The sequence below is a fragment of the Couchioplanes azureus genome (assembly GCF_014648355.1).
GTDB lineage: Bacteria > Actinomycetota > Actinomycetes > Mycobacteriales > Micromonosporaceae > Actinoplanes > Actinoplanes azureus.
Window position 1 is genome coordinate 26,338 of sequence record NZ_BMQY01000005.1, and the last position, 23,154, is coordinate 49,491.

The following is a 23,154-nucleotide window of genomic DNA, read 5'->3' on the forward strand; positions in this document are numbered from 1 at the left end:
ACCCGACCCGACGACCGCCGTAATGTGGCGGCAATACATCGATCGGTGCAGGGAAACACGAAGGTAGGCGAGACGTGAACGGGCGCGCGAGCACCACCGGTGCGACACCGGAGTGGCGGTCGGCGATGATCGACGTCTCGGACCTGTCGCTGGCCGACCTCGCGGCGACCACCGAATCGGACTTGCCGGACGAAAGCCCCCTGGCGTACTGCCTGCGGCGACTCGCCGACGACCTCGCCCGTCCGGGTGAGCCGATCGCCGGGTTCAACTCGGCCCTGTAGGCACGTCTGGTGACAGGCTTCACCGCGCTGTCGGCCGCGCTGCCACACCGGCTCAGCGACACCGCGCTCACCGCCCTCGGCGCCGGGCGGCCGGACCGGGCGGCCCTCGACGAGCTGCGCCGCGCCCAGCTGAGCCGCCATCTGCTGCTGCTCCGCGAGATCGCCGCGACGGCGCGTACGGATGACTTCGCCGCCCTGGCCGCCGCCGAGCGCGCGGCCCCCGGCCGGGTCCGCGACCTGCTGGCCCGGCCGCTCTTCGGGGTGTGGGCGGCCGGCTGCCTGGGCGCCCTGCGCGCCGGCGCCGCACCGGAGCGGGCCGGCGTCGGCCACCTCAGCGACCTCGCGGCCGGCGCGCTGACGCCGCATCCCCGGCGCGATCCGGGCCGGCAGCTCACCGCCGAGCACGACGGGCTGGGCATCTCGGTACGGCTGGAGGACCGCGACCCGCTGCGGGAAGGGCTCGGCCTGCCGCCCACGCCGCCGCTCGCCCCGGACGAGCTCGCCCGCTGGCAGGAGTCGTTCGCCGCCGCGTGGCGGCTGCTCGTCGAACGGGTACGCCCGGACGCCGAGGCGCTCACCGCGGTCCTCGACACCGTGATCCCGGTACGCGCCGACCCGGCCGCCCGGGGCATCAGCGCGACCTCGGCCGACGCGTTCGGGGCGGTCGCCATCTCGGAGCCGGCCGACCCGGCCGCCTTCGCCGTCGGGCTGCTGCACGAGGCCCAGCACAGCATCCTCAACGCGGTGCTGTACCTCTTCGACCTGCTCGAGGCCCCGGACGCCCTGGGCTACTCGCCGTGGCGCGACGATCCCCGGCCCGCCTCCGGCATCCTGCACGGCGCGTACGCGTACCTGGCGGTCACCCGCTTCTGGCGCACCCTGCCGGACGACCCGCTGGCCCGGTTCGAGTTCGCCCGCTGGCGCGCCGCCGTGGCAGCGGCGGCGGACGGGCTGCCGGACCTGACCCCGGCGGGCGAGCGGTTCGTCGGCGCCCTGCGCGCCGAGGTCCGGCCCTGGCTCGACGAGCCGGTGCCGCCGCGGATCCGGCGCCTCGCCGAGGGTGCCAACCGGGACCACCACCTGCGCTGGCGCCTGCGCAACCTGCACGTCGAGCCGGCGGACCGGACCTACCTGGCCACCGCGTGGCGGCGCGGCGAGCGGCCGCCCGCGGTCACGCCGGTGCTGCGCCGGGCGCCGCGGCGGGCCCTGGAGATCAGTCCGCGCCTCGACCTGACCCACCGCCTGCTGCGCGGGCTGCCGCTGGAGGGCTCGGCGGGAGACGTCGCGTACGTGCGCGGGGACGAGGCGACGGCGCTCAGCGCGTACCGGAGGAATCCGGGTGACCGGGCCGCCTGGGCCGGGATGCTGCTGACCAGCGGCCTGCCGGCCGCGCCGGAGCTCGCGGCCGCGGCCTACGACGAGTTGCGGGGTGAGGATTCCGACCCGCTGGCGATCATCCGCTGGCTTTCCTAAAGTCCCCCGGCGCCGGGCCGATCAAGCTGCCCGTGGGAGGTGAGTCATGAGTCGGAGCGGCAAGACCATGGATCGCGCGCGTCGTTGCGTGGACGGCGCCATGATCTACGCAGCCTTGCTGCTGCTCGCCTGGCCCCCGTTGCTCGAGGACGCGGGTGTCGCCGGCCGTGCCGCCGGGGTGGCCGCGGTGGCGGCCGCCGGCACCGCGGTGCTGCTGCTGACCCGCCGCGTGCCGCTGGTGCGCTACGTCCCGGTGGCCGTCGCGGTGCTCATGACCGGCTTCTGGTTCGGCCGGCACGGTGCGATCAGCCAGGGGCTGACCTGGCTCACCGTCGCGGTCGCCACGATCATCCTGGTCCGGCAGTTCCTCGGCGCGCGCTCCACCGAGAGCATCGTCCGCGACCTCACCCGGCAGCGTGCCCAGCTCGCCCGGCAGGCGTCCTGCGACCCGCTGACCGAGCTCGGCAACCGCAAGCTCTTCCTGGACCACGCCACCGACGCGCTGGCCGACGCCGACGACACGATGACCGCCGTGATCCTGTTCGACCTGGACGGGTTCAAGGAGGTCAACGACACGTACGGGCACGCCACCGGCGACGAGCTGCTGCGTACGGCCGCCTCCCGGCTGCTCGCCAACGTCCGTACCAACGACACCGTCTCGCGTCTCGGCGGCGACGAGTTCGTGGTGCTGCTGCCCCGCCTGACCGACGACCAGATCGCCGACACGGTGGCCAACCGCATCCTGATGGACCTGGCTCAGCCGCTGCTCATCGGCGACTACGTGCTGACCATCCCGGCGAGCGCGGGCATCGCGATCACCCGGGGCAGCGGCCGGGCCGTCGACGAGGTCCTGCGCGAGGCGGACCTGGCGCTCTACCAGGCCAAGCAAGAGGGCAAGAACGTCGCCCGGCGCTTCGACCCGGCGCAGTTCGCCGCGGCCGAGGCCCGGCGCCGGGAGGAGGCGGACCTGCGCCGCGCCCTGGACGCCGGCGAGTTCGAGGTGCACTACCAGCCCATCGTCGACCTCGAAGGCGAGCGTACGGTCGGCGTCGAGGCGCTGATCCGCTGGAACCACCCGGAGCGCGGCATGATCCCGCCCGTCGCCTTCCTGGACATCGCCGAGTCGCTCGGCCTGCTTCCCCGCCTCGGCGGCTGGGTGCTGGAGGAGGCGTGCCGGCAGGCCGCCATCTGGCAGCAGCAGAACCCCGGCTTCGAGCTCAACGTGAACCTGTCGGCGAGCCAGCTCGGCAACCCGAACCTGGTCGAAGAGGTACGCAGCGTGCTCGAGCGCACCGGCCTCCCGCCGTCGCTGCTCGTGCTGGAGCTGACCGAGTCCGTCGCGCTGGTCGACCTGGTCGAGTCGGCCCGGGTGCTGGGCGCGCTGAAGACCCTCGGGGTCCGGATCGCGCTGGACGACTTCGGCACCGGCTTCTCGTCGCTGAGCCACCTCGGCACCCTGCCCGTCGACGTCGTGAAGATCGACAAGTCGTTCGTGCAGGCGATGCAGGAGAACTCCTCCGGCGCGTCGGTGGCCGAGGCCGTGCTCCAGATCGCCCGTACCTTCAAGCTGGCGCCGGTCGCCGAGGGCGTCGAGGACGCCACCCAGGCGTCCCGGCTGCGCGAGCTGGAGTGTGCGCAGGCGCAGGGCTACCACTTCGCCCGGCCGATGCCGGCCGGCGACCTGACCGAGCTGCTGGCCCGCCAGTCCGCGATCGCCGGCTGAGCGGTTCCTACAGCGGCGGAGGCTCGATCTCCGTCTCCAGCCGGACGCCGGACAGCGCCCGGGTGAGCGTCGGGTGGCCCTCGCCGTACGCCTTCTGCAGCTCCTCGACGGCGGCGTGGGCCGACTCGTCGTCGCCGGCGTCCAGCGCGACGTTGAACGCGCACGCCAGGGTGTCCGGGTGGTCGGCGCCGCGCACGCCGCGGGACCGGCTGAGGGTGTCCAGGGCGATCTCCCGGGCCCGCTGCCCCTCGCCCGTGGCGAACAGGTCGGCCGCCAGGCCGTTGGCGCAGCTCAAGGTGAACGGATGGTCGGGGCCGACGCTGCGCCGCAGGCCGCCGAGCGCCTCCTGGGCGATGGTGCGCGCCTCGGCGTGCCGCCCGGTGGCCCGGATCACGCCGGTCAGGTTGGCACCGGCGGCCAGGGTGAACGGGTGCTCGTCGCCGAGCACCGCGTGGTAGCGGGCGACGACCCGCTCCAGCAGCCGATGCGCCTCGTCGAGATCTCCGGCGTCGTGGGCGCAGTTGGCCAGCGACACCATCGCCCCGAGCGTCTCGACGCTCAGGTCGCCGAACTTCTGCCGGTAGAGCTCCACGTTGGTGGCGGCCAGCGCCCAGGCTTCGGTACGCCCCGAGCGCCGCGCCGCCATCGCCGCGAAGCGCCCGGCCCACAGGGCCATCGGATGGTCGGCGCCCAGCGTGTCGAAGTGCCCGGCGACGGCGAGCAGCTCGCTCGCGCCCGCGTAGTCGCCGAGGCCGAAGAGGTCGAACGCCAGGGCCGCCCGCGACGACAGCGTCTCCGGATGGCCGTCCACGAAGATCGTCTGCCGGTGCCGCAGCACCTGCTCGTCCAGCGCCCGGGCCCCCCGGAAGTCGCCGAGCAGGCGCAGGTCGGCCGCAAGGTTGTTGGCGCAGCGCAGCGCGGTCGGGAAACTCTCGCCGAACAGCCGCCGGTAGCGGACCAGGTTGTCCGCGTCGAGCTGCCGGGCCTGGCCGAAGTGCCCCTGCATGCGCAGGTCGGCGCCGACGCTGTTGGCGGTCGCCAGGGTGGTCTCGTCGTCCTCGCCGAGCGCCTCGCGCTGCGAACGGAGGGTCTGGGCGTTCAGGGCCCGGGCGTCGGCCGTACGCCCCACCGCCCGCAGCGCGTTCGCCAGGTGGAAGCTGGCGAGCAGCGTCTGCTCGTCGGTCTCGCCGAGGCTGTCCCGCCACCGGGTCACCGCCTGGGTGGCGAGGTCGCGGCTCGAGTCGTAGTCGCCGCGGGCGTACAGGAAGCGGACGCAGTTGACGACCAGCTGGCGGATCTCCTCCGACTCCCCGCCCAGGACGTCGGAGTGGACCAGGTGCGGGACGAGCGCGGCGTACCGCGGCCAGTGCGTCGGGTCGTCGGGATCGCCCGGGTCGGCGGCGGCCAGCATCGCGCGCACCGAGCGCAGCTGGGCGGCGTGCCGCTCGGAGCTGAGCTGCTGGCCCAACATGCCGCGGACCATCGGGTGCACGATCAGGCTCTCGCCGGGCGGATCGAGATCGGCCAGGCCGTAGCGGCCGATCAGCCGGATCGCGGCCTTGAGCCGCCGCTCGATGCGCACCGTACGGGCCAGCTCCGTCGAGACCAGACCGCGCGCCGCCCAGAGCAGCTCCCAGGAGACCGGCGCGCTGGCGAGGAAGGCGCTGAGCTCCAGCAGCTCGAACGCCGCCGGCGAGGCCTCGGCGAGCCCGTCGGCGGCCAGGCCCCAGGCGACCCGGATCGGCGTCGGGAACGCCAGCTCCGCCGCGCGGGCGTCGTAGCGGCGCAGGTATTCGCCGACGCCCCAGCCCGTCGCGGTGCGGACCGCGGCGGCCTGGTCGAGGGCCATCGGCACGTCGCCGAGGCGGGCGGCCAGCCGCTCGGCGTGCGCCGCGGTCAGCTCGGGGTTGCGGCGGCGCAGGAAGTCCACGCTGTCCGTACGGTCGAACACCGGGACCGGCACGGCCTGCGCCACCTCCGAGGCCCATCGGGGATTGCGCGAGGTGACGAGCACGTGTCCGGCGCCGCTGGGCAGGTAGGGCTTGATGTCCTCGGGCCGGTTGGCGTTCTCGAAGACGACGAGCCAGTTGCGGTACGGCTCCCCCCGGCTCAGCGCGTCCCGCACCGCCCCGAGCGTGCGGTTGATGTCGCGGGCCTCGGGCAGCTTGAGCTCGCTCGCCAGCCCGACCAGCGCGGCCCGCATCCCGGCGGTCTGCTCCGCGGGGATCCACCAGACGAGCTCGTACGTGTCGGCGTAGCGGTAGGCGTATTCCACGGCGAGCTGGGTACGTCCCGTTCCACCGAGTTGGTGATCGGCGGAAGGCAACAGCACGACCGGTCCGTTGCCGAGGAGTCCACGGATGTCGGTGAGGAGTTCCTCGCGCCCGACGAAACGCGGATTGCGCGGCGGCAGACCGCCCCGGATCGGCACGCCGCCCCTCCCCCACTGGTGACCTAGGACTCTACTGTGATGCTGCCGATTACCGTACGTGGAATCATCGCCACTGCGGAAGCTGCACCGATGGAAGGCCCCCTGTGACCGACGAACCCGTGACCAGCCTCGACCGCGACACCGACGTGGTCACCGTCGCCCTGCGCGGCGAGGTGGACGTGCTCAACGTGGACCAGGTCCGGGTGGCCCTCGTGGAGGCGCTCGAGGCACGGCCCAGGGCGCTGGTGGTGGACCTGGCGGAGCTGTCCTTCATCGACTCCACGGGCCTGGGCGCGATCATCTTCGGCTTCCAGCGGGCCCGCGACGAGGGCGTCGACTTCCTGCTGGCCCGCCCGACCCGGGGCGTGCACCAGATCCTGGTCCTCAGCGGCCTCCTCGAGGTCGTCGGGCTCCAGCAGTAGGGGCCGCCCGGCATCCGGACGGCCCCCTGCCCTGCTCGCCGGCGGGGTCACCGCACCCAGACGAACTCCCGGGCGGGCACCGCCACCGAGGCGCGGAAGTTGCTGTCGACCGTGGCGGCCTCGGTCGCGTTGGGGTAGGCGTTGGTGCACGACACCGGGGCGCTGCTGCCCGACATCAGGTCGCTGCAGAGGCCGGTCCGGCGGTCCGGCAGGCCGAGCAGATGCCCGAACTCGTGAGCGGCGATCCGCGGCGGGTGGTAGCCGTCGTTCACCGCCTCCCGGCCCATGTACCAGCGCCCGTTGCCGAGCGAGGTGGGATAGGCGCGCGGCCAGCCGTTGTCGGCGTACACCCGGATGTCGGGGGTGCGCCCGGCCGGGACGGGCTCGAGCCGGACGTTCGTGACCCGGCTGTTCCAGATCTGCGCGCCCTGGTGGACGACGGAGACGAACTCCCGCGCCTGACTGGCGTCGTAGTAGAGCACTCGCACGCGAGGCGCCGCGGTGGCGGGATCGGCGGCGGCGACCTGCACGCCGACCGCCGCCAGCACCGCTAGCAGCGTGGCGGCCAGTCTCTTGACCAGCATCGGTGACCTCCCGGGGGGACGGGGAACGGGGATGTTCTCACCGTATCGACAGATAGAAGTCGGCCGATGCGCGAAGGTCATACCGGTTGCCGCCTCATGGTCACGTGATGTCCGCCGGCACCGGACGGCCCGGGAACGCCAGGCCGATGCCCGGGCCGGCCGGGCCGCCGTCGCGCGTGCGCTTGCCGGCCAGCAGCATCAGCGAGAGCAACGACGCGGCGAGGGCGAGCGCGCCCGCGCCGTACCAGGCCAGGTCGTAGTCGCCGAGGCGGTCGCGGACCAGCCCGGCCGAGGTGGCCGCGATCGCCGCGCCGAACTGGTGCGCGGCGAAGACCCAGCCGAAGACCACCGCCCCGCTCGCGCCGAAGTACTCGCGGCACAACGCGACCGTCGGCGGCACGGTGGCCACCCAGTCCAGGCCGTAGAACAGGATGAAGACGATCATGCCCGGGTGCGCCGCCGCCGCGAACAGCGAGGGCAGCACCAGCAGCGACAGGCCCCGCAGGGCGTAGTACCCGCCGAGCAGCAGCCGGCTGTCGACCCGGTCGGTGAGCCAGCCCGAGGCGACCGTTCCCGCGATGTCGAAGAGGCCGACCAGCGCCAGCAGGCCCGCCGCGGTCGTCTCGGCCATGCCGTGGTCGTGGGCGGCCGGAATGAAGTGGGTGCCCACCAGCCCGTTGGTGGTGGCGCCGCAGATGGCGAAGCCGCCGGCCAGCAGCCAGAAGGGCCGGGTCCGCGCCGCCACGGCCAGCGACCGCAGGGCGTTGCGCGCCGCGCTGCCCGGCACGGCGACCACCGGAGCGGCATCACCGCCGTAGGGCGTGACGCCCACATCCTGCGGCCGGTCGCGCAGCTTCCACCAGACCAGCGGCACGACGAGCAGGGCGGCGCCCGCGACGGTCAGCGCCGCCGTCCGCCAGCCGTGCGCGTCGGTGAGCCGGGCCAGCAAGGGCAGGAAGACGAGCTGCCCGGTCGCGCCGCCGGCGGTCAGCACGCCGGTGACCAGGCCGCGCCGGCGTACGAACCACCGGTTGGTCACGATCGCCACGAAACCGAGGGCCATCGAGCCGGTGCCGAGCCCGACGAGCACGCCCCAGCAGAGCAGGAGCTGCCAGCTCGCGCGCATGAACACGGTCAGGCCACTGCCGGCGGAGACCAGCAGCAGCGCGCCGGCCACCACCCGGCGCATCCCGAGCTTCTCCATCAGCGCGGCGGCGAAGGGCGCGGTCAGGCCGAACAGCAGCAGGTTGATCGAGACCGCCGCCGAGATGGTCCCGAGCGACCAGCCGAACTCCTCGTGCAGCGGCCGCAGCATGACGGACGGCGTGGCGCGGAACCCGGCCGCGCCGACCAGGGCGACGAAGGCGACGGCGGCGACGAGCCAGGCGGGGTGCAGTCGGCGAGAGATCACCCGATCCATTCTGCGGAGGCCGGGCGGAACGAACGAGTGGCCCGGAGGCCATGATGCGCAAGAATCAGGCCATGACGCATTCCGTGGCGATGATCGCGTTGGCCGGAGTGGTGGGCTTCGACCTCGGCGTACCCCCGCAGGTCTTCGGCACCGCCCGCGGCCCCGGCGACGAGCCCCTCTACACCGTCACCACCTGCGGCGTCGGCGGCCTGCCGGTACGCCCCGAGCGCGGCGGCTTCGCCGTGCTGCCGGACCACGACCTCGGGCCGGTCGCGGAGGCGGACACCGTCCTCGTGCCCGGCATCCACAGCGGGCCCAGCGTCGGCGACGGCACGGTGGCCCCCGAGGTCGCCGCCGCCCTGCGCTGCGCGCACGCCCGTGGCGCCCGGATCATCTCGATCTGCACGGGTGCCTCCGTGCTGGCCGCGGCGGGTCTGCTCGACGGCCGGAAAGCGGCCAGCCACTGGGCCTACGGCGAGCGGCTGCGCCGGCTGTACCCGCGGGTCGCCTGGGACTTCGACGTCCTGTTCGTCGACGACGGCGACCTGCTCACCTCGGCCGGGGTCGCCGCGGGCGTGGACCTCTGCCTGCACGTCATCCGCCAGGACCACGGCAGCGCGGTCGCCAACCGCGCGGCCCGCAGCTGCGTGGTGCCGGCGTGGCGCGACGGCGGCCAGGCGCAGTACATCGAGCGCCCGGTGCCGGCGGCACACGGCAGCGGCACCGAGGCCACCCGGGCCTGGGCGCTGGGCCGGCTCGCCGATCCGGTGAGCCTGGAGGAGCTGGCCGGGCACGCCCGGATGAGCGTCCGCACGTTCACCCGCCGCTTCCGCGACGAGACCGGGACGAGCCCGCGGCAGTGGCTGCTGCAGCAGCGGGTCGCGCACGCCCGGCTGCTGCTCGAATCGACGGACCTGAGCGTCGACGTGGTCGCGCGCCGCTGCGGGTTGGGCAGCGCCACGGCCCTGCGGCAGCACTTCCAGCAGTCCGTCGGCGTGGCGCCCAGCGCGTACCGACGTACGTTCCGTCACTCCTGAGACCCGCGCTCAGTTCGCGGCGGAAGTGTCCGATGGGACTGACATAACCCCCGGCACTGGCGTTTTCGTGAGGATGTCATGGACCAGACCTTCCGCCCGTTGATCGATGCCCTCAAGCAGATGGGCATCGACGAGGACGCGGTGGACGCGGCGGCCGAAACCGCCGAGCGCACCGGCAAGTCCGTGCGGGCGGTCCTGATCAGCGAGAAGATCGTCACCGAGGAGCAGCTGACCGAGGCGGCCGCGTACGCCTTCGGCCTGAACACCGTCGACCTGGTCGGCTACCCCCTGGAACCGGCCGCCCTCAAGCGCATCCCGCTGTCCGTCGTCCTGCGGCACCGGGTCCTGGGCCTGAACATCGTCGACGACGAGCTGGTCGTCGGCGTGACGGACCCGGGCGACGTGGTGGCGCTCGACGACGTCCGGGCGGCCACCGGCATGACCGTGCGCCCGGTGGTGGTGGCCCGCAGCGAGGTCCGCCGGATCATCGAGCGCCTGCAGCGCGAGGCCAGCGACCTCGCCGACATCGCCGACACCTCGGACGACGACCAGGCCGGCATGGCCGCGCAGGCCACCAGCGCCGACGACGCGCCGATCGTGCGCTACGTCAACAGCCTGATCGAGCAGGCCGTCCAGAACCGCGCCTCCGACCTGCACCTGGAGCCGACCGAGGACGAGATGCGGGTGCGCTACCGCATCGACGGCGTGCTGCACGAGCTGGACACCGTGCCGCGCGGCGTCATGTCCGCCCTCACCTCGCGCCTGAAGATCATGTCGGGCGTCGACATCACCGAGAAGCGGGTGCCGCAGAACGGCCGCATCACCGTGATGATCCGCGACCGCAAGGTCGACCTGCGTACCGCGACCCTGCCGACGGTGTGGGGCGAGAAGATCGTGCTCCGGGTGCTCGACACCGGCGGTATCGACCTCGACATGAACAAGCTGGGCTTCACCCAGCACAACCTCAACCGCTTCGCGGAGTCGTTCAGCAAGCCGCACGGCATGGTCCTGGTCACCGGTCCGACCGGTTCCGGCAAGTCCACCACCCTGTACGCGACTCTGGGCCGGATCAGCAAGCCGGAGATCAATGTGATCACGGTAGAAGATCCGGTCGAGTTCCGCCTGCGCGGTATCAACCAGGTGCAGGTGAACGCCAAGGCCGGCCTGACCTTCGCCGCGGTGCTCCCGGCCATCCTGCGCTCCGACCCCGACGTGGTGCTCATCGGTGAGATCCGGGACGGCAACACCGCCCAGATCGCGGTCGAGGCGTCCCTGACCGGCCACCTCGTGCTCTCCACGCTGCACACCAACGACGCGCCGGGCGCGGTCACCCGCCTCACCGAGATGGGCATCGAGCCCTTCCTCGTCGGCTCGTCGCTGGACTGCGTCCTGGCCCAGCGGCTCGCCCGGCGGCTCTGCGACTGGTGCAAGGAGGCGTACGCGCCGACCGAGGAGGAGCTGGAGAACGCCCGCTGGCCGGTCCAGGACCTCAAGATCCCGGAGCAGCTGTGGAAGCCGGTCGGCTGCCGCGACTGCGCCAACACCGGATACCGCGGCCGCATCGCGCTGCACGAGGTGATGCCGATCTCCCCCGAGATCGAGACGCTCACCATCCGCCGCGCCGCCGCCGGCGAGATCCGTGAGGTGGCGATCGAGCAGGGCATGTACGACCTGCGCTCGGACGGCCTGGCGAAGGCGGCCGGCGGCCTCACGTCGGTGACCGAGGTGTCCCGTGTCGCAGTCTGAGCAGGGTACCTCGCCGCGGCCGACGGGACGCATTTCTGGCGAAAAACGTCCTTAACCGGGTCGTCACGATGCCGAATGAGGAGGGTCCAGAGACCATCGGGAGATTGTCGGTGCAGCAGATGTACACGCTCGACCACTCAGTGCCGCAGCAGGCCGCGCCGTCCGAGCCCGCCGCGGACGACCTGGCCGTGCTCGACCAGATGCTCATCACCCTCGTCGAGTCGCGCGGCTCCGACCTGCACCTGACGGTCGGCTCTCCGCCGATGATCCGGGTCGACGGCGGGCTGCGCCCGCTCCCCGGGTACGGCAAGCTGAACTCGGCCGACACCGCCCTGCTGTGCCGCGCGGGCGTCACCCCGGCGCAGTGGCAGACCTTCCAGCAGGAACACGAGCTGGACTTCGCGCACAGCATCGTCGGCGTCTCCCGCTTCCGCGGCAACCTCTACATCCAGCGCAACTCGTGCGGCGCCGTCTTCCGCGCCATCCCGCACAAGATCAAGCCGCTGGACGAGCTCGGCATGCCGGAGTCGGTGTCCCGCTTCGCCCACCTCCCCCGCGGCCTGGTGCTGGTCACCGGCCCGACCGGTTCCGGCAAGACCACCACCCTCGCCTCGGTGCTGGACCTGGCCAACCGCAGCCGGGCGGCGCACATCATCACCATCGAGGACCCGATCGAGTTCCTCCACCCGCACAAGCGCAGCGTGGTCAACCAGCGCGAGGTCGGCGCGGACACCCACACCTTCGCCCAGGCGCTCAAGCACGCCCTGCGCCAGGACCCCGACATCATCCTGGTCGGCGAGCTCCGCGACCTCGAGACGACCGCCACGGCCCTCACCGCCGCGGAGACCGGCCACCTGGTCCTGGCGACGCTGCACACCCAGAGCGCCACCCAGACCATCGACCGCGTCATCGACATCTTCCCCCCGCACCAGCAGCTCCAGATCCGAGCCCAGCTCGCCGCCAGCCTCCAGGGCGTCGTCACCCAGGCCCTGGCCCCCCGCGCCGACGGCAAGGGCCGCGCGGTGGTCTGCGAGATCCTCACGGCCACCCCGGCGATCCGCAGCCTCATCCGCGAGGGCAAGTCCCACCAGATCCCCTCGTTCATGCAGGCCGGCGGCAACGACGGAATGCTGGCGTTCGACCAGCACCTGGCCGAACGCGTCCGCGAGGGCATCGTGTCGGTCGACGCCGCGCTCGAGATCTGCCACTCCGCCGAGGAACTGAAGCGCCTGATCGGAAGGGTGTGAGATGCCGGCGACCAAGACCTTCCACTACAACAGCATCGACTCGACCGGCCGCAAGACGAAGGGCACGGTGGAGGCGGCCAACGAGGCCGCCGCCACCCAGATGCTGAGGCAGCGCGGCGAGACGCCGCTGGACGTGACCGAGGCCGGCCAGGGCCTCAACAAGGACATCAAGATCCCCGGCCTCGGGGGCCGGACCAAGCTGAAGGACCTGGCGGTCTTCGCGCGCCAGTTCGCCACGATGACCGCGTCCGGCATGTCGCTGCTGCGCTCGCTGGCGATCCTGGAGGAGCAGACCTCGGCGCCGTCACTCAAGAAGGCGGTCGGCGAGGTCCGCGCCGACGTCTCCGGCGGTGTCTCGCTGTCGACGGCGATGGCCAAGCACGACCGGGTGTTCCCGCGGCTGATGATCGCCATGGTCCGCGCCGGCGAGGCCGGCGGTATGATCGACCAGGCTCTCGAGCAGATCGCGGAGAGCATGGAGAAGGACTCGGCGCTCCGCGGCAAGATCAAGGCGGCGCTGACCTACCCCGTGATCGTGCTGTGCTTCACCTTCGTCATGATCGGCGCGGTCCTCTATTTCATCGTCCCGATCTTCGAGCAGATGTTCAAGAACCTCGGCGGCGAGCTCCCGGCCATCACCCAGTTCCTGGTCGACGTGAGCCACAACATGTTCTGGATCGCCCCGACGTTCCTGGCCGTGACGATCGGCAGCGCGGCACTCTACAAGCGCCAGATCCGCGAGAGCGCCGATTTCCGGCTCAAGGTCGACACGATCAAGCTGCGGATGCCGGTCTTCGGCTCGCTGCTCGGCAAGCTTGCGATGAGCCGGTTCTCGCGCAACCTGGGCCTGCTGCTCAACGTGGGCGTACCGGTGATGCAGGCGCTTGCCGTCGTGGGCGAGACCACCGGCAACGAGGTCGTCAACCGGGCCATGGCCGACGTCCAGTCGGCCGTCCGCGACGGCCAGCCGATGTCGTCCGCCATGCGCCACCACAAGGTCTTCCCCGCCATGGTCACCCAGATGGTCGAAGTCGGCGAAGAAAGCGGTCAAATCAGTCAGATGCTCGACAAGGTTGCCGATTTCTATGACAGGGAAGTCGACAGCGCCGCCGAGTCCCTCGCCGCCTCGATCGAACCGATCATGGTCCTCGTCATGGGCTCCGTGGTCGGCGGAATGGTGATCTGTCTGTACCTACCGATGTTCACCATCTACCAGAACATCCAGGGCTGACGGCTCTGGAAGCAGTACCCGGCCGGTCTCCGGTCGACGTCGGGCGCCCGAGCCCGGACAACGAAATCCCCGCCCCACCCTGACGCCAACGGAGGCACCTCCAATGCAGGACATCATCAGCCGGCTGCGCGCCAAGAAGGACGACGAGGGCTTCACCCTCATCGAGCTTCTGGTCGTCGTCGTCATCATCGGCGTGCTGGTCGCCATCGCCGTGCCGGTCTACCTGAACTACCGCGAGGGCGCGGCCGACAAGTCGGCCCAGTCCGACGTCCGCGGCGCGATCAGCGCGATCGAGCAGTTCTACTCGAAGAACGGGAACAAGTACCCGGACAAGGTCGAGGGCGCCAACGACGGTTCTAACACCGGGAAGGAAGCTCTCGACCTCAAGGAGGGCACCAACCCGCCCGACGGCTCGATCACCCTGTCGGAGAACACGGCGCTCGGCTACGTGCCGACCAACAACGGCAACAGCTACCTGATCTGCGCGCACAACGAAGGTGGCGGCGACGACGTCTGGTACCTCTACGACAGCAACGCGGGTGGCTCCGTCAAGGAGGTCAAGAGCACGACCATGGACACGAACGACTGCACCTGATCACCGACCTGCGGGACGGCGACCCCGCCCGCCCATCAGCGACCGCGACACCGAGGAGGATCGACCATGCCGCAGCTCCTGCTGCTCAGCATCGCCGGCCTGCTCGGTGTCGCGGTCGGGTCGTTCCTGAATGTGGTCATCCACCGAGTTCCCCGGGGCGAGTCCCTCGTGCGACCGGCTTCGCACTGCCCGCGCTGCGGGAACGGGGTGAGGGCGCGGCACAACGTCCCGGTCTTCGGCTGGCTGATGCTGCGCGGCCGCTGCGCCGACTGCAAGGAGCCGATCAGCGCCCGGTATCCCTTCGTCGAGGCGGCGACCGGAGCGTTGTTCGTCGCGGTCACGGCGAAGTTCGGGTGGTCGTGGGAACTGCCGGCGTACCTCTATCTGGCCGCGATCGCGATCGCCCTGACCGCGATCGACCTCGACGTGCTCCGGTTGCCCGACGCGATCGTCCTGCCGTCCTACGCGGTGGCCCCACTGCTGCTGACGCCGGCGGTGATCGCCGGCGAGAGTTGGAGCACCGTGGTCCGCGGCCTGCTCGCCGCGGCCCTCCTCTACGCGTTGTACCGGGCACTCGCGCTGGTCCCCCGTGGGATGGGCGGCGGGGATGTGAAGCTCGCACCTCTGCTCGGCTTCTACCTCGGCTGGCTCGGCTGGAGCTCTGTCGCCGTGGGGGCTTTCGCCGCGTTCCTGCTCGGTGGGCTCGTCGCGACCGTGCTGATGCTGCTGAAGGTGGCCGGCCGCAAGACCCGGATACCCTTCGGCCCCTACATGCTCGCCGGCGCCCTCCTGGCGGTGTTCGCTGCGGCGCCGATCGCCGACTGGTACCTGTCTCTCTTCGTCCCCACCGTCTGACCACCGAGGAAGGAACCGATGGCTGGCGTCTCTCCGATCGGGCTGGACATCGGCTCGTCGTCCATCCGCGCCGTGGAGGTCCGCCGCGCGAAGGACGAGTTCGATCTGATCAACTTCGGCCAGGTCCCCTTGCCGCCCGGCACGATGCAGGCCGGCGTCCCGGTCGAGCCGGTCGCCGTGACATCCGCCCTCAAGCAGCTCTGGGCCGCCTGTAAGTTCCGCACCAAGCGGGTCGTTCTCGGCGTCACGAACCCACAGCTCGTGGTTCGCGAGACGTCGGTGTCCAACCTGCCCGCCAAGGAGATGCGGGGCGCGCTGCCGTTCCAGGTCCGCGACATGCTCCCCCTCGCGGTGGAACGCTCGCTGCTGGACTTCCGGCCGCTCGAAGAGCCCGGCCAGAATCCCACCGTCCGGGGACTGCTCATCGCCATGCCCAAGGACGCGGTGATGGACCTCGTGCTGGCCGTCGAGCGCGCCGGGCTGCACGTCGTCGACGTCGACCTCGCCTCCTTCGCCATGCTGCGCGCGGGTTCCCGGCTGGACGCGCAAGTCGAGGCGCTCGTCGACATCGGCGCGCAGATCACCAGCGTGATCGTGCACGCCGACGGTGAGCCGTTGATCGTGCGCACGGTCCCGCGCGGCGGCGACGAGATCACCGAGAGCATCGCCACCCGGCTGGGCATTCCGGCTCCGGAGGCCGAGGCGCTCAAGTGCCGCTACGGGCTGCACGGTGACGAACGTCCCGACGCCGCGACCGCGGTCACCGATGCGGTCCGGCCCCTGATCAGCGAGTTGCGCAGTTCCTTCACCTACCTCGCCTCGGGCGAGCGGCAGAAGCAGGTCACCCGGGTCTCGCTGTGCGGCGGCAGCGCGCTGATGCCGGGGCTGGCCGAACACATCCAGAAGCAGCTCGGCGTCACCGTCGTCTACGCCGACAACGCGAGCCGGCTGCGCGACACCCGCAAGGCACGGCAGCGTGGGTTCGACAGTTTCCTGCCCGCCGCGGCGGTGTCGATCGGTCTCACCCTGGGAGCGACAGCCTGATGGCCACCACCCTGATGCCCGTCGATCCGGCGGTGTCCGCCCAGCGGGTCAACCGGCTCCTGACGATCTCGGCCCGTCTGCTGCCCGACGAGATCGTCGCCCGTCGCCGTACCCGGCGGATCCGGATCTTGATGATCGCCGTCGTGATCCTCGTGGCCATGGGTTGCGCCGCGTGGATCGTCCACGCGAAACGCCTGGAGCAGGAGGCCGACCGGGAGCTGACCGCCGCTACGAGCAAGGTGGCGGCCCTGCAACGCCAGAAGGGAGAATTCGCCCCCGTCGTGAAGTTGCGTAACGAGGGTGACGAGCTCAAGGAGCAGCTCGAGACGGCGATGGCCAACGACCTCGACTGGGCCGCGCTGCTGCACCTGCTGCGTACCACCGGACCGGACACCGTCAAGGTTTCGAGCATCAGCGGCCAGATCGCCGAGCAGACGAAGGCCGACGCGAGCAAGTCGCCAGGGGCCCTGCCGGGCGCCGCCAAGTCCGCGTCCATCGGCACGGTGACGGTCACCGGCACCGCTCCGGACAAGAAGACCGTCGCCGCCTATGTGGACGCGCTCGCCGCGGAGGCCACGGTCGGCAACCCGTACGTCACGAGCGTCTCCACCAGCAAGCAAGAGGGAGAGGAGCACGTCAGTTTCAGTATCGACGTGCAGATCACCAAGAAGGCCCTGTGCGGCCGGTTCGGCGCGCCCTGCAAGTCCGGAGGTAAGTGATGCGAACCGGACATGCTGACCGGCTCTGGCTGATTCTCGGCTTCCTGGCCGCCGGGTTGCTGGTCGCCGTGACGTACTTCGTGGTCGTGAGTACGACCTCCGCCGACACCCAGGAGCTGGCGGACCAGACGGCGACCGCCGAAACACAGAGGATCAAACTGCTCAAGGAGATCACCGAGCTCGAGAAGACGAAGAAGATCGAGAAGAAGCTCAAGGCCACTCGGGACGCGTATCGCAAGGCCCTGCCGTCCACCTCCGGAATACCGGCATTCCTGCGTCAGCTCCAGACTCAGGGCGGCGACGTCGGCGTGGACGTCAACGGCCTCACCGTCGGTGCGCCGGAAGAGATCGAGGGCGCCGAGGGCGTCTGGTCCATCAAGATCCAGCTAGCTGCGGAGGGTTCCGCGGAGGAACTCGGCGACTTCCTGAACCAGTTGCAGGGCAGCAGTCAGAAGCGCGCGGTGTTGATCGAGTCGGCGACCTACAGCGCCGCGAGCGACTCGGAGGGAGAAGGCGGCACCGCCGCGAAGAGCCAGCTCGACCTGTCGGTGCAGGCCTTCGTGGCCCCGCCGGTCGGCTCCGGAGCCCCCTCGGTCACCACGGACTGAGACAAGGGGCGGCGCCCGGGTCCTCCGCCAGGCCGGACGGCTTGATTTCCGACGGAATCCTCAATCCGGAATCTCGGCGTTCGATAAGAGCGGTGTCAGCTCCATGTCAGTGAGGAACGCATGCCAACCCACAGCGCCACCACCGCGCCGCCACCTGGCGACGCGGGGTTGTCGCTGCTCGAGGTCCTGACGGCCCTCTTCGTGATCAGCACCGTGATGGCCGGGGCGGCCCCGTTCCTGGTCACCTCCGTAGCCATGAGTTCCCGGCAGCGCACCGATCAGGTGGCGATCCAGGTCGCCAACGACGGGCTCGAACGAGCCCGGGCCATCCGACCGCGCGAGTTGCCGGAAGGCCGGGGCGAGGCCGCCGCGGAAGAGCAGTGGAAGGCCGCCCCGGCCGAGGTCGAAACGCTGCTGGAGCACATGGAGCGGGTCTGGGACGAGGATCTGCCGGGCTCCCTGGAGGGTGAGCAGGCTCCGCTGCCGACCACATCCGTGCCGGTCGAGATCAACAAGACCACCTACGAGGTGGACTTCTACGTCGGCCGCTGCTGGCAGAGCAAAGCTGTCGCATCGGGCTCCGGCGGGACGCCGACCGAGAGCAACTGCGACAAGGCCGTGAGCGGCGTACCGTTCTACCGCGTCGTCGTGGGCGTCCGCTGGAAGCACGCCGCGTGCGCCGACAAGTGCGTCTACACCGCATCCACCCTGATCAGCGATGCCGAGGACCCCGTCTTCGACACCGTGCAGCCGCCGCCCAAGGTGATCGACGAACCCAACACCCTGGTCGTGTACGTGGACACCGACCCCCAATACCGACCCGAGTACCAGGTCAAGTCGCAAGGTGGCCGGCTGCCGTTGACGTGGTCGTACACCGGGACGCTGCCGCCGGGACTCGCCATGGACCCCGACTCGGGCCTGGTCAGCGGCAAACCCACGGCGAAGGGTTCGGTCAACTACGACGTGGTCATCAAGGTCACGGACAAGGACGGCCGGAGCGACGACGCCCTCTTCAAGTGGCTCGTGGTGGACGACCTCGTCCTGACCGCGCCGACCGACCAGTCGACCCGGAACGACACCGCCGTCGACCTCCCCGTGACGGCGGCCGGGGGGCGAACTCCGCTGAAGTGGACCGCGACCGAGCTCCCACCCGGCCTGGCGATCGACCCGTCGACCGGTCGCATCACCGGTCGCACCGCGACCACGGGCGCACAGACGTACTACCCCACGATCACCGTGACCGACTCCGGCGCGCCGCGCACCAGGTCCGCCAAGTTCGCCTGGTACGTCGGGCCGTTGACGACACCTCTGACGCTGGCCGACTACACCCCGGCTCCGGCGACGAAGGGCACGTTCGTCAGCTACGACCTGGGTAAGGAGAACCTGGCCAGCGGCGGCGAGCCGGGTTACACCTGGTCGGCCACGGACCTGCCGGAAGACATGTTCATCGACGCCAGCACCGGCATCATCTACGGAACCATCAAGTACGCCTCCCAGTACGTCGCGACCGTGACCGTCACCGACAAAGTCGGCCAGCGAGCGAGCATCTATGTGACCTTCGAGGTGAGCGCGGGCGGAAGTGACATGAGGGTCATCGCGCCTTCCGGAGATCCGGTCGTCACTCGCGCCGGCGTGTCCATGACGCCGATCGACGCCGATGCGCTCGGCCCCCAGAAGGCGTTCTGGACCTGGTCTGCGCGAGGCCTGCCACCTGGTGTGAGCATCACCAAGGGCGGCCGCCTGTCCGGGACACCGACGAAGCCGGGCACCTATCGCGTCACGCTCACGGTGAACAACAAGAAGGACCTCGCCCACCTGGTGTTCCTGTGGACCGTGACATGACCCGCCGGGATGGACGGCCGCGCCCGGACGACGAGGGCTTCTCGCTCACCGAGATCATGGTGACAATGGGGATCATGAGCGCGGTGATGCTGGTGTTCACCGGCGCCATCCTGCAGGTGTACCGCACCGTTCAGGCGACGGACACCCTGACGGACGCACAGGCGCAGCTCTCCATCGCGTTCCAGCGCTTCGATCGCTACCTCCGCTACGCCACGTGGGTCAGCAAGCCAGGCGTGCGCGCTGAATCAGGCGGACACACCTGGTACGTGGAGTTCGCCGGCGTGGCGGGCGAGAAGTGCCGGCAGCTGCGACTCGAGCTGGGCCCGGATCCCGGCTCGAACAGTCCCACCGGCCAGGGACTGCTGCAACTCCTGGAGTGGACCCCCGGCAGCCCGCCCGCCGAGGGCAGCCGCGGTATGACCATCGCCTCACACATCGACACCACGAAGATCTCGCGCCAGCCGGCCGCCGCCCCGGGCAAGTACCTGCCGTTCGAGCTGCAGGAGATCGACAGCAAGCCCTACGCCAACGCCAAGTACGGCAAGCAGTTCACCACCGAGTTCGATCGGCTCCGCGTCCACCTGAGCACCAAGGTGGCGGCCGGAGCCTCGGAGATCGACATCTCGTTCACCGCCCTGAACACCGAGCGCGAGACGCCGGCCACCAACCAGTGCAGCGAAGGGAGGCCATCATGAAGATCAGGCAACGGCTCCGGCGGCGGCGCGGACGCACCGCCGACCCGTTCCGCGACAGCGGATCGATGCCGATGGCCATGCTGGTCGGCCTGGTCACCATGAGCCTGACCGCGTCGATCGTGCCGGTCGTCGTCGAGAATGTCACCACCACCCGCACCATCGATCAGCGCACGGAGTCGATCGACGCCGCCAACGCCGGCCTCGACGCGGCCATCGCCCAGCTCCGTGCGGCCTCGACCGGTTCCGGCGACACGCTGGCCGGCAACCTGGCGGACCTGCCTCCCTGCGAGATCACCGGTGTCGAGGCCGCCGACGGTCTGCGGTACCAAGTGAAGATCACCTACTACGGTCTGCCGGAGAACAGCGAGGAAGGGTCGTCTCCGGTGGAGCTGCCCTGCCCGCCGACCGAGGTGCCGACGAAGGCCGTGCTCACGGTCGTCGGCACCGGCTCGGAGAGCGCGACTCTGACCGAGGGCGCCTCGGACACCCGCACCGTCGAGACCACGTACACCTTCAGAAGGAGTTCCGCGAACACCGCCGGCGGCCTGATCCGGCTTGCCACCAGCTCGTCCACGGACCCTCAGATGTGCATGGACGGCAGTGCCGCACTCAAGCTGACGTTGACGATGAAGGCGTGCAAGAGTGGCGGTGCCGACGAGCAGCGCTTCGCCTACACCCCTGAGCTCGCGCTCAAACTGATGGGCTCGGAATCCACCGACTACCCGACCGGCCTGTGCCTGGAAGCGGCCTCGGTGAAGAACGGCGCCGTTGTCGGCTTCCAGAAGTGCGCCGGCCGGGTGGCCGCCCAGCAGTGGAGCCTGGACGACAGCTCCCGATTCCGCGGCACCACGTTCGGCTCCACCACCACCAACAACTTCTGCCTCAGCGCCTCGGGCACGAACGTCGTGCTCAACCCGTGCACCGCTGAATACGCCAACGTGTGGCGGCCGGACCCCGAGGCGGGGGCCGGCGGTGCCGGCCTGGCCACCGGGCAGCTCGTCAACTTCAAGCAGTTCAGCCGCTGCCTGGACGTCACCGACTTCAACGTCTACTCGACGTACATGATCGTCTGGTTCTGCAAGCAGGCGCCCGACGGCAACGTCCGCTGGAACCAGCGGTGGGAGCATCCGCCGGTGTCCCTCGGCAAGACCGAACGGCAGAAGGGACGGTTCCGCACCGCCGGCACCGGCAATCCCGGCTTCTGCCTTCGTGAGCCGGAAGAACCCTACGGACTGGTCACTCTGGTCGCGTGTCCTGCCAGGGTGAACGGGCAGGAACCGGCCGACACGCCCGCCTACCTCATGTGGACCATGTACGGCGACACCAAGGACCCGGTGACGAGCTACAGCATCGTCAGCAACCGAGGCGAATGCCTCACGGCGACCGACCTGACCGTGAAGAACCCCGAGACCCACCGAGACGGCACGGCCAAGGTGAGGACGGCTCGTTGCTCCAACTCTCCGCTGCAGAAGTGGAACGCCCCACCCTCCTACAACGGCGACAAGACGCGGAGCGGCACCACGGAGAAGTAGGCGACAGCCGGAAACACAGCGTTGTGTGACGGTCGGTAGGCTCTGCGTATGTCCTACACGGTCCCGCCGACCCGTACGGCCGCCGTGGTGCGTCAGCTTCGCAACGAGATCGTCACGGGGGAGCTTCCGCCCGGCACGCTGGTCAAGGACGCGGAGCTCGCCGCCCGCCTCGGGGTCAGCATCACGCCGGTGCGGGAAGCGATCGCCCAGCTCTCGGTCGAGGGTCTGATCGACATCGCGCCGAACCGTACGCGCCACGTCACCAAGGTGACGCAGAAGAACGCCCTCGAACTGATCGACGTGATGAGCGTCCTGGCCTGCGCGGGGTTCGAGTGGGGGGTGGAGAACCTCACCGCGACCCATCTCGATCTCATGCGGCAGCGCCAGCGTGAGTTCGTCGAGGGTCTGCGGGCCGGCAACGTGCTGGCGGCGGGTGCGGCCGGCGCGGATTTCAGCACCATCGTGATCCTGGCCAGCGGCAACCGTGAGCTGCAGTCCATGGTGGATCTCGTGGTCGCCCGTACACTGCGGATATTGGCCATGGGCGCGGACAGCGACCTGTGGCAGACCTGGATCACGGGTCACGAGGAGGTCCTCGCGCTGCTGGAGCGCGGCGACAACCAGGCCGCGGTCGCCCGCTACAAGCAGATCTACGCGGACTTCCGGGTGAAGGTCGAGCGCGAGCTGCTGGCGGAGTGAGCCGCTAGACCGCGGCCAGCGCCGGCAGCAACGGGGCCAGGACGTCCAGCGCGTTGCGGCGTACGGCGTAACGCGCGATCCCCCACCGTTCGCGGTTGCGGTGCACCGCCGCGGCGATCTCCTGCTCGGTGCCGACCAGCATGAACGGCACCTCGCGGAGCTCGCCGACGCTCATGCCCAGCCGGGCGGCGTGCTCGCCGAGCACGGCCGGCGCGTCGTCGGTGATCTCGACGTGCTGGACCAGCGCTTCGAGCACCGCGTCGCCGCCCTCGCGGGCCAGCGCGACCTGCGCGTCGATGTCGGCCAGCCGCCAGCGGGCCTCGTGCTGGTGACCGTCGGACCTGGTCCGCCCGAAGCCGGTCAGCCCGACGATGTCGGCGCGAGCGCCCGCCCAGCGCAGCAGGCGCGAGTTGGCCGTGCCGACCAGCAGGGGGATCCGCTCCTGGACCGGCCGGGGTTTGTCGAGGAAGGCGTCCAGCATCGTCAGGCCGGGCTCGGCGACGGTGACCTTCTCGCCGGCGAGCAGCCGTACCGTGGCTTCCGCGACGGCGATGCAGCGGTCCGCCCGGCCGCGCACGCCGGGCCGTACCCGCCCCACCGCGTCCCATTCGGAGGGTGTGTGGCCGGCGCCGATCCCGAGCACGGCCCGGCCGCCGGAGATCACGTCCAGGGTGGCGACGTCCGCGGCGAGCAGCATGGGCTCGCGCACCCCGGCGTTCGCGACGTACGAGCCGAGCTTGATCTCGTGGGTGACCGCGGCCGCCGCGGCGAGGGCGACGAACGGCGAGGCGCAGGACCCCGGATGGTCGGCGGCGAGCAGTGTGTCGAAGCCGGCCGCCTCGGCCCGGCGGGCGGTTTCGAGCCACTCCCGCGCGTCGAGCGGCTGGACCTGGAGTGCGAAGTCGGCCATCCCCGCATTGTGCCCTTCCCACTTTCGGCAACGATCTTTGCCGGTCCGCCGGCCGGCCGACGAGCCTGG

The 23,154-nt window shown here is 70.8% G+C and carries 21 protein-coding genes; 17 read left to right on the forward strand and 4 right to left on the reverse strand.

Annotated features, from left to right (window positions below):
* Window positions 1–74: 74 nt before the first annotated feature.
* The 3 genes from fxsA (at window position 75) to IEY99_RS18685 (ending at window position 3,477) form a co-directional block, all read left to right on the forward strand.
* Entirely contained in the window at window positions 75–281 is a 207-nt protein-coding gene (gene fxsA, locus IEY99_RS18675; RefSeq protein ID WP_229798947.1) for an FxSxx-COOH cyclophane-containing RiPP peptide, read from the forward strand.
* Window positions 282–290: 9 nt separating this feature from the next.
* The gene (locus IEY99_RS18680; RefSeq protein ID WP_189204959.1) at window positions 291–1,754 is read left to right on the forward strand and encodes an aKG-HExxH-type peptide beta-hydroxylase; all 1,464 of its coding nucleotides are present in this window, start codon (window positions 291–293) and stop codon (window positions 1,752–1,754) included.
* Window positions 1,755–1,854: 100 nt separating this feature from the next.
* A complete protein-coding gene (locus IEY99_RS18685) occupies window positions 1,855–3,477 on the forward strand; it encodes a putative bifunctional diguanylate cyclase/phosphodiesterase (RefSeq protein WP_229798948.1) in 1,623 nt (540 codons plus the stop codon).
* Between the two features lie 7 nt (window positions 3,478–3,484).
* Here IEY99_RS18685 and fxsT read toward each other — a convergent pair whose 3' ends face one another.
* Window positions 3,485–5,908, reverse strand: a complete 2,424-nt coding sequence (fxsT, locus tag IEY99_RS18690) for an FxSxx-COOH system tetratricopeptide repeat protein (protein ID WP_189204960.1) — start codon at window positions 5,906–5,908, stop codon at window positions 3,485–3,487.
* Window positions 5,909–6,012: 104 nt separating this feature from the next.
* Here fxsT and IEY99_RS18695 point away from each other — a divergent pair, with 104 nt between their 5' ends.
* Entirely contained in the window at window positions 6,013–6,330 is a 318-nt protein-coding gene (locus tag IEY99_RS18695; protein ID WP_189204962.1) for an STAS domain-containing protein, read from the forward strand.
* Window positions 6,331–6,377: 47 nt separating this feature from the next.
* Here IEY99_RS18695 and IEY99_RS18700 read toward each other — a convergent pair whose 3' ends face one another.
* Together IEY99_RS18700 and IEY99_RS18705 are read right to left on the reverse strand one after the other, a co-directional pair.
* The gene (locus tag IEY99_RS18700; RefSeq protein ID WP_189204964.1) at window positions 6,378–6,914 is read right to left on the reverse strand and encodes a snapalysin family zinc-dependent metalloprotease; all 537 of its coding nucleotides are present in this window, start codon (window positions 6,912–6,914) and stop codon (window positions 6,378–6,380) included.
* A gap of 100 nt (window positions 6,915–7,014) precedes the next feature.
* Entirely contained in the window at window positions 7,015–8,325 is a 1,311-nt protein-coding gene (locus IEY99_RS18705) for an MFS transporter (RefSeq protein WP_229798950.1), read from the reverse strand.
* Between the two features lie 71 nt (window positions 8,326–8,396).
* Here IEY99_RS18705 and IEY99_RS18710 point away from each other — a divergent pair, with 71 nt between their 5' ends.
* The 13 genes from IEY99_RS18710 (at window position 8,397) to IEY99_RS18770 (ending at window position 22,175) form a co-directional block, all read left to right on the forward strand.
* On the forward strand, window positions 8,397–9,362 hold the full coding sequence (locus IEY99_RS18710; protein WP_229798952.1) for a GlxA family transcriptional regulator: 966 nt from the start codon (window positions 8,397–8,399) through the stop codon (window positions 9,360–9,362).
* 78 nt (window positions 9,363–9,440) lie between these two features.
* Window positions 9,441–11,108, forward strand: a complete 1,668-nt coding sequence (locus IEY99_RS18715) for a GspE/PulE family protein (protein ID WP_189204970.1) — start codon at window positions 9,441–9,443, stop codon at window positions 11,106–11,108.
* Window positions 11,109–11,227: 119 nt separating this feature from the next.
* Complete coding sequence (locus tag IEY99_RS18720) at window positions 11,228–12,355, forward strand: type IV pilus twitching motility protein PilT (protein ID WP_189205801.1); 1,128 nt, start codon at window positions 11,228–11,230, stop codon at window positions 12,353–12,355.
* Window position 12,356: 1 nt separating this feature from the next.
* The gene (locus tag IEY99_RS18725) at window positions 12,357–13,586 is read left to right on the forward strand and encodes a type II secretion system F family protein (RefSeq protein WP_189204973.1); all 1,230 of its coding nucleotides are present in this window, start codon (window positions 12,357–12,359) and stop codon (window positions 13,584–13,586) included.
* A 103-nt stretch (window positions 13,587–13,689) separates the two neighbouring features.
* Window positions 13,690–14,181, forward strand: a complete 492-nt coding sequence (locus IEY99_RS18730; protein WP_308427065.1) for a prepilin-type N-terminal cleavage/methylation domain-containing protein — start codon at window positions 13,690–13,692, stop codon at window positions 14,179–14,181.
* 66 nt (window positions 14,182–14,247) lie between these two features.
* Window positions 14,248–15,036, forward strand: coding sequence for a prepilin peptidase (locus IEY99_RS18735; protein WP_189204975.1), 789 nt, complete (start codon window positions 14,248–14,250; stop codon window positions 15,034–15,036).
* A gap of 18 nt (window positions 15,037–15,054) precedes the next feature.
* Complete coding sequence (pilM, locus tag IEY99_RS18740) at window positions 15,055–16,080, forward strand: type IV pilus assembly protein PilM (protein WP_189204977.1); 1,026 nt, start codon at window positions 15,055–15,057, stop codon at window positions 16,078–16,080.
* A complete protein-coding gene (locus IEY99_RS18745; RefSeq protein ID WP_189204979.1) occupies window positions 16,080–16,799 on the forward strand; it encodes a PilN domain-containing protein in 720 nt (239 codons plus the stop codon). Before pilM ends, IEY99_RS18745 begins: the two co-directional genes overlap by 1 nt.
* The gene (locus tag IEY99_RS18750) at window positions 16,799–17,407 is read left to right on the forward strand and encodes a type 4a pilus biogenesis protein PilO (RefSeq protein WP_189204981.1); all 609 of its coding nucleotides are present in this window, start codon (window positions 16,799–16,801) and stop codon (window positions 17,405–17,407) included. Before IEY99_RS18745 ends, IEY99_RS18750 begins: the two co-directional genes overlap by 1 nt.
* 120 nt (window positions 17,408–17,527) lie before the next feature.
* The gene (locus tag IEY99_RS18755; protein WP_189204983.1) at window positions 17,528–19,249 is read left to right on the forward strand and encodes a putative Ig domain-containing protein; all 1,722 of its coding nucleotides are present in this window, start codon (window positions 17,528–17,530) and stop codon (window positions 19,247–19,249) included.
* Window positions 19,246–19,944 (forward strand): PulJ/GspJ family protein, encoded by a 699-nt coding sequence (locus IEY99_RS18760; protein ID WP_189204985.1) that lies wholly within the window; start codon window positions 19,246–19,248, stop codon window positions 19,942–19,944. Before IEY99_RS18755 ends, IEY99_RS18760 begins: the two co-directional genes overlap by 4 nt.
* Window positions 19,941–21,476 carry an RICIN domain-containing protein gene (locus tag IEY99_RS18765; RefSeq protein WP_189204987.1) on the forward strand — a complete coding sequence of 512 codons (1,536 nt, stop codon included), beginning with the start codon at window positions 19,941–19,943 and terminating at the stop codon, window positions 21,474–21,476. Before IEY99_RS18760 ends, IEY99_RS18765 begins: the two co-directional genes overlap by 4 nt.
* A gap of 48 nt (window positions 21,477–21,524) precedes the next feature.
* Window positions 21,525–22,175: a GntR family transcriptional regulator gene (locus IEY99_RS18770; protein ID WP_189204989.1), complete on the forward strand. Its 651-nt coding sequence runs from the start codon at window positions 21,525–21,527 to the stop codon at window positions 22,173–22,175.
* A 4-nt stretch (window positions 22,176–22,179) separates the two neighbouring features.
* On the opposite strand, the gene IEY99_RS18775 is transcribed toward IEY99_RS18770, so the two are convergent.
* Window positions 22,180–23,085: an LLM class flavin-dependent oxidoreductase gene (locus IEY99_RS18775; protein ID WP_189204991.1), complete on the reverse strand. Its 906-nt coding sequence runs from the start codon at window positions 23,083–23,085 to the stop codon at window positions 22,180–22,182.
* Window positions 23,086–23,154 lie beyond the last annotated feature (69 nt).

What these genes read in the sequence shown, in the direction of transcription:
- IEY99_RS18750 (WP_189204981.1), top strand. Translation starts at nt 16,799, where the DNA reads ATGCGAACCGGACATGCTGACCGGCTCTGGCTGATTCTCGGCTTCCTG.
- pilM (WP_189204977.1), top strand. Translation starts at nt 15,055, where the DNA reads ATGGCTGGCGTCTCTCCGATCGGGCTGGACATCGGCTCGTCGTCCATC.
- IEY99_RS18715 (WP_189204970.1), top strand. Translation starts at nt 9,441, where the DNA reads ATGGACCAGACCTTCCGCCCGTTGATCGATGCCCTCAAGCAGATGGGC.
- IEY99_RS18775 (WP_189204991.1), bottom strand. Translation starts at nt 23,085, where the DNA reads ATGGCCGACTTCGCACTCCAGGTCCAGCCGCTCGACGCGCGGGAGTGG.
- IEY99_RS18725 (WP_189204973.1), top strand. Translation starts at nt 12,357, where the DNA reads ATGCCGGCGACCAAGACCTTCCACTACAACAGCATCGACTCGACCGGC.
- IEY99_RS18735 (WP_189204975.1), top strand. Translation starts at nt 14,248, where the DNA reads ATGCCGCAGCTCCTGCTGCTCAGCATCGCCGGCCTGCTCGGTGTCGCG.
- IEY99_RS18685 (WP_229798948.1), top strand. Translation starts at nt 1,855, where the DNA reads ATGATCTACGCAGCCTTGCTGCTGCTCGCCTGGCCCCCGTTGCTCGAG.
- IEY99_RS18755 (WP_189204983.1), top strand. Translation starts at nt 17,528, where the DNA reads ATGCCAACCCACAGCGCCACCACCGCGCCGCCACCTGGCGACGCGGGG.
- IEY99_RS18770 (WP_189204989.1), top strand. Translation starts at nt 21,525, where the DNA reads ATGTCCTACACGGTCCCGCCGACCCGTACGGCCGCCGTGGTGCGTCAG.
- IEY99_RS18700 (WP_189204964.1), bottom strand. Translation starts at nt 6,914, where the DNA reads ATGCTGGTCAAGAGACTGGCCGCCACGCTGCTAGCGGTGCTGGCGGCG.
- IEY99_RS18720 (WP_189205801.1), top strand. Translation starts at nt 11,228, where the DNA reads ATGTACACGCTCGACCACTCAGTGCCGCAGCAGGCCGCGCCGTCCGAG.
- IEY99_RS18710 (WP_229798952.1), top strand. Translation starts at nt 8,397, where the DNA reads ATGACGCATTCCGTGGCGATGATCGCGTTGGCCGGAGTGGTGGGCTTC.
- IEY99_RS18745 (WP_189204979.1), top strand. Translation starts at nt 16,080, where the DNA reads ATGGCCACCACCCTGATGCCCGTCGATCCGGCGGTGTCCGCCCAGCGG.
- IEY99_RS18765 (WP_189204987.1), top strand. Translation starts at nt 19,941, where the DNA reads ATGAAGATCAGGCAACGGCTCCGGCGGCGGCGCGGACGCACCGCCGAC.
- IEY99_RS18730 (WP_308427065.1), top strand. Translation starts at nt 13,690, where the DNA reads ATGCAGGACATCATCAGCCGGCTGCGCGCCAAGAAGGACGACGAGGGC.
- IEY99_RS18760 (WP_189204985.1), top strand. Translation starts at nt 19,246, where the DNA reads ATGACCCGCCGGGATGGACGGCCGCGCCCGGACGACGAGGGCTTCTCG.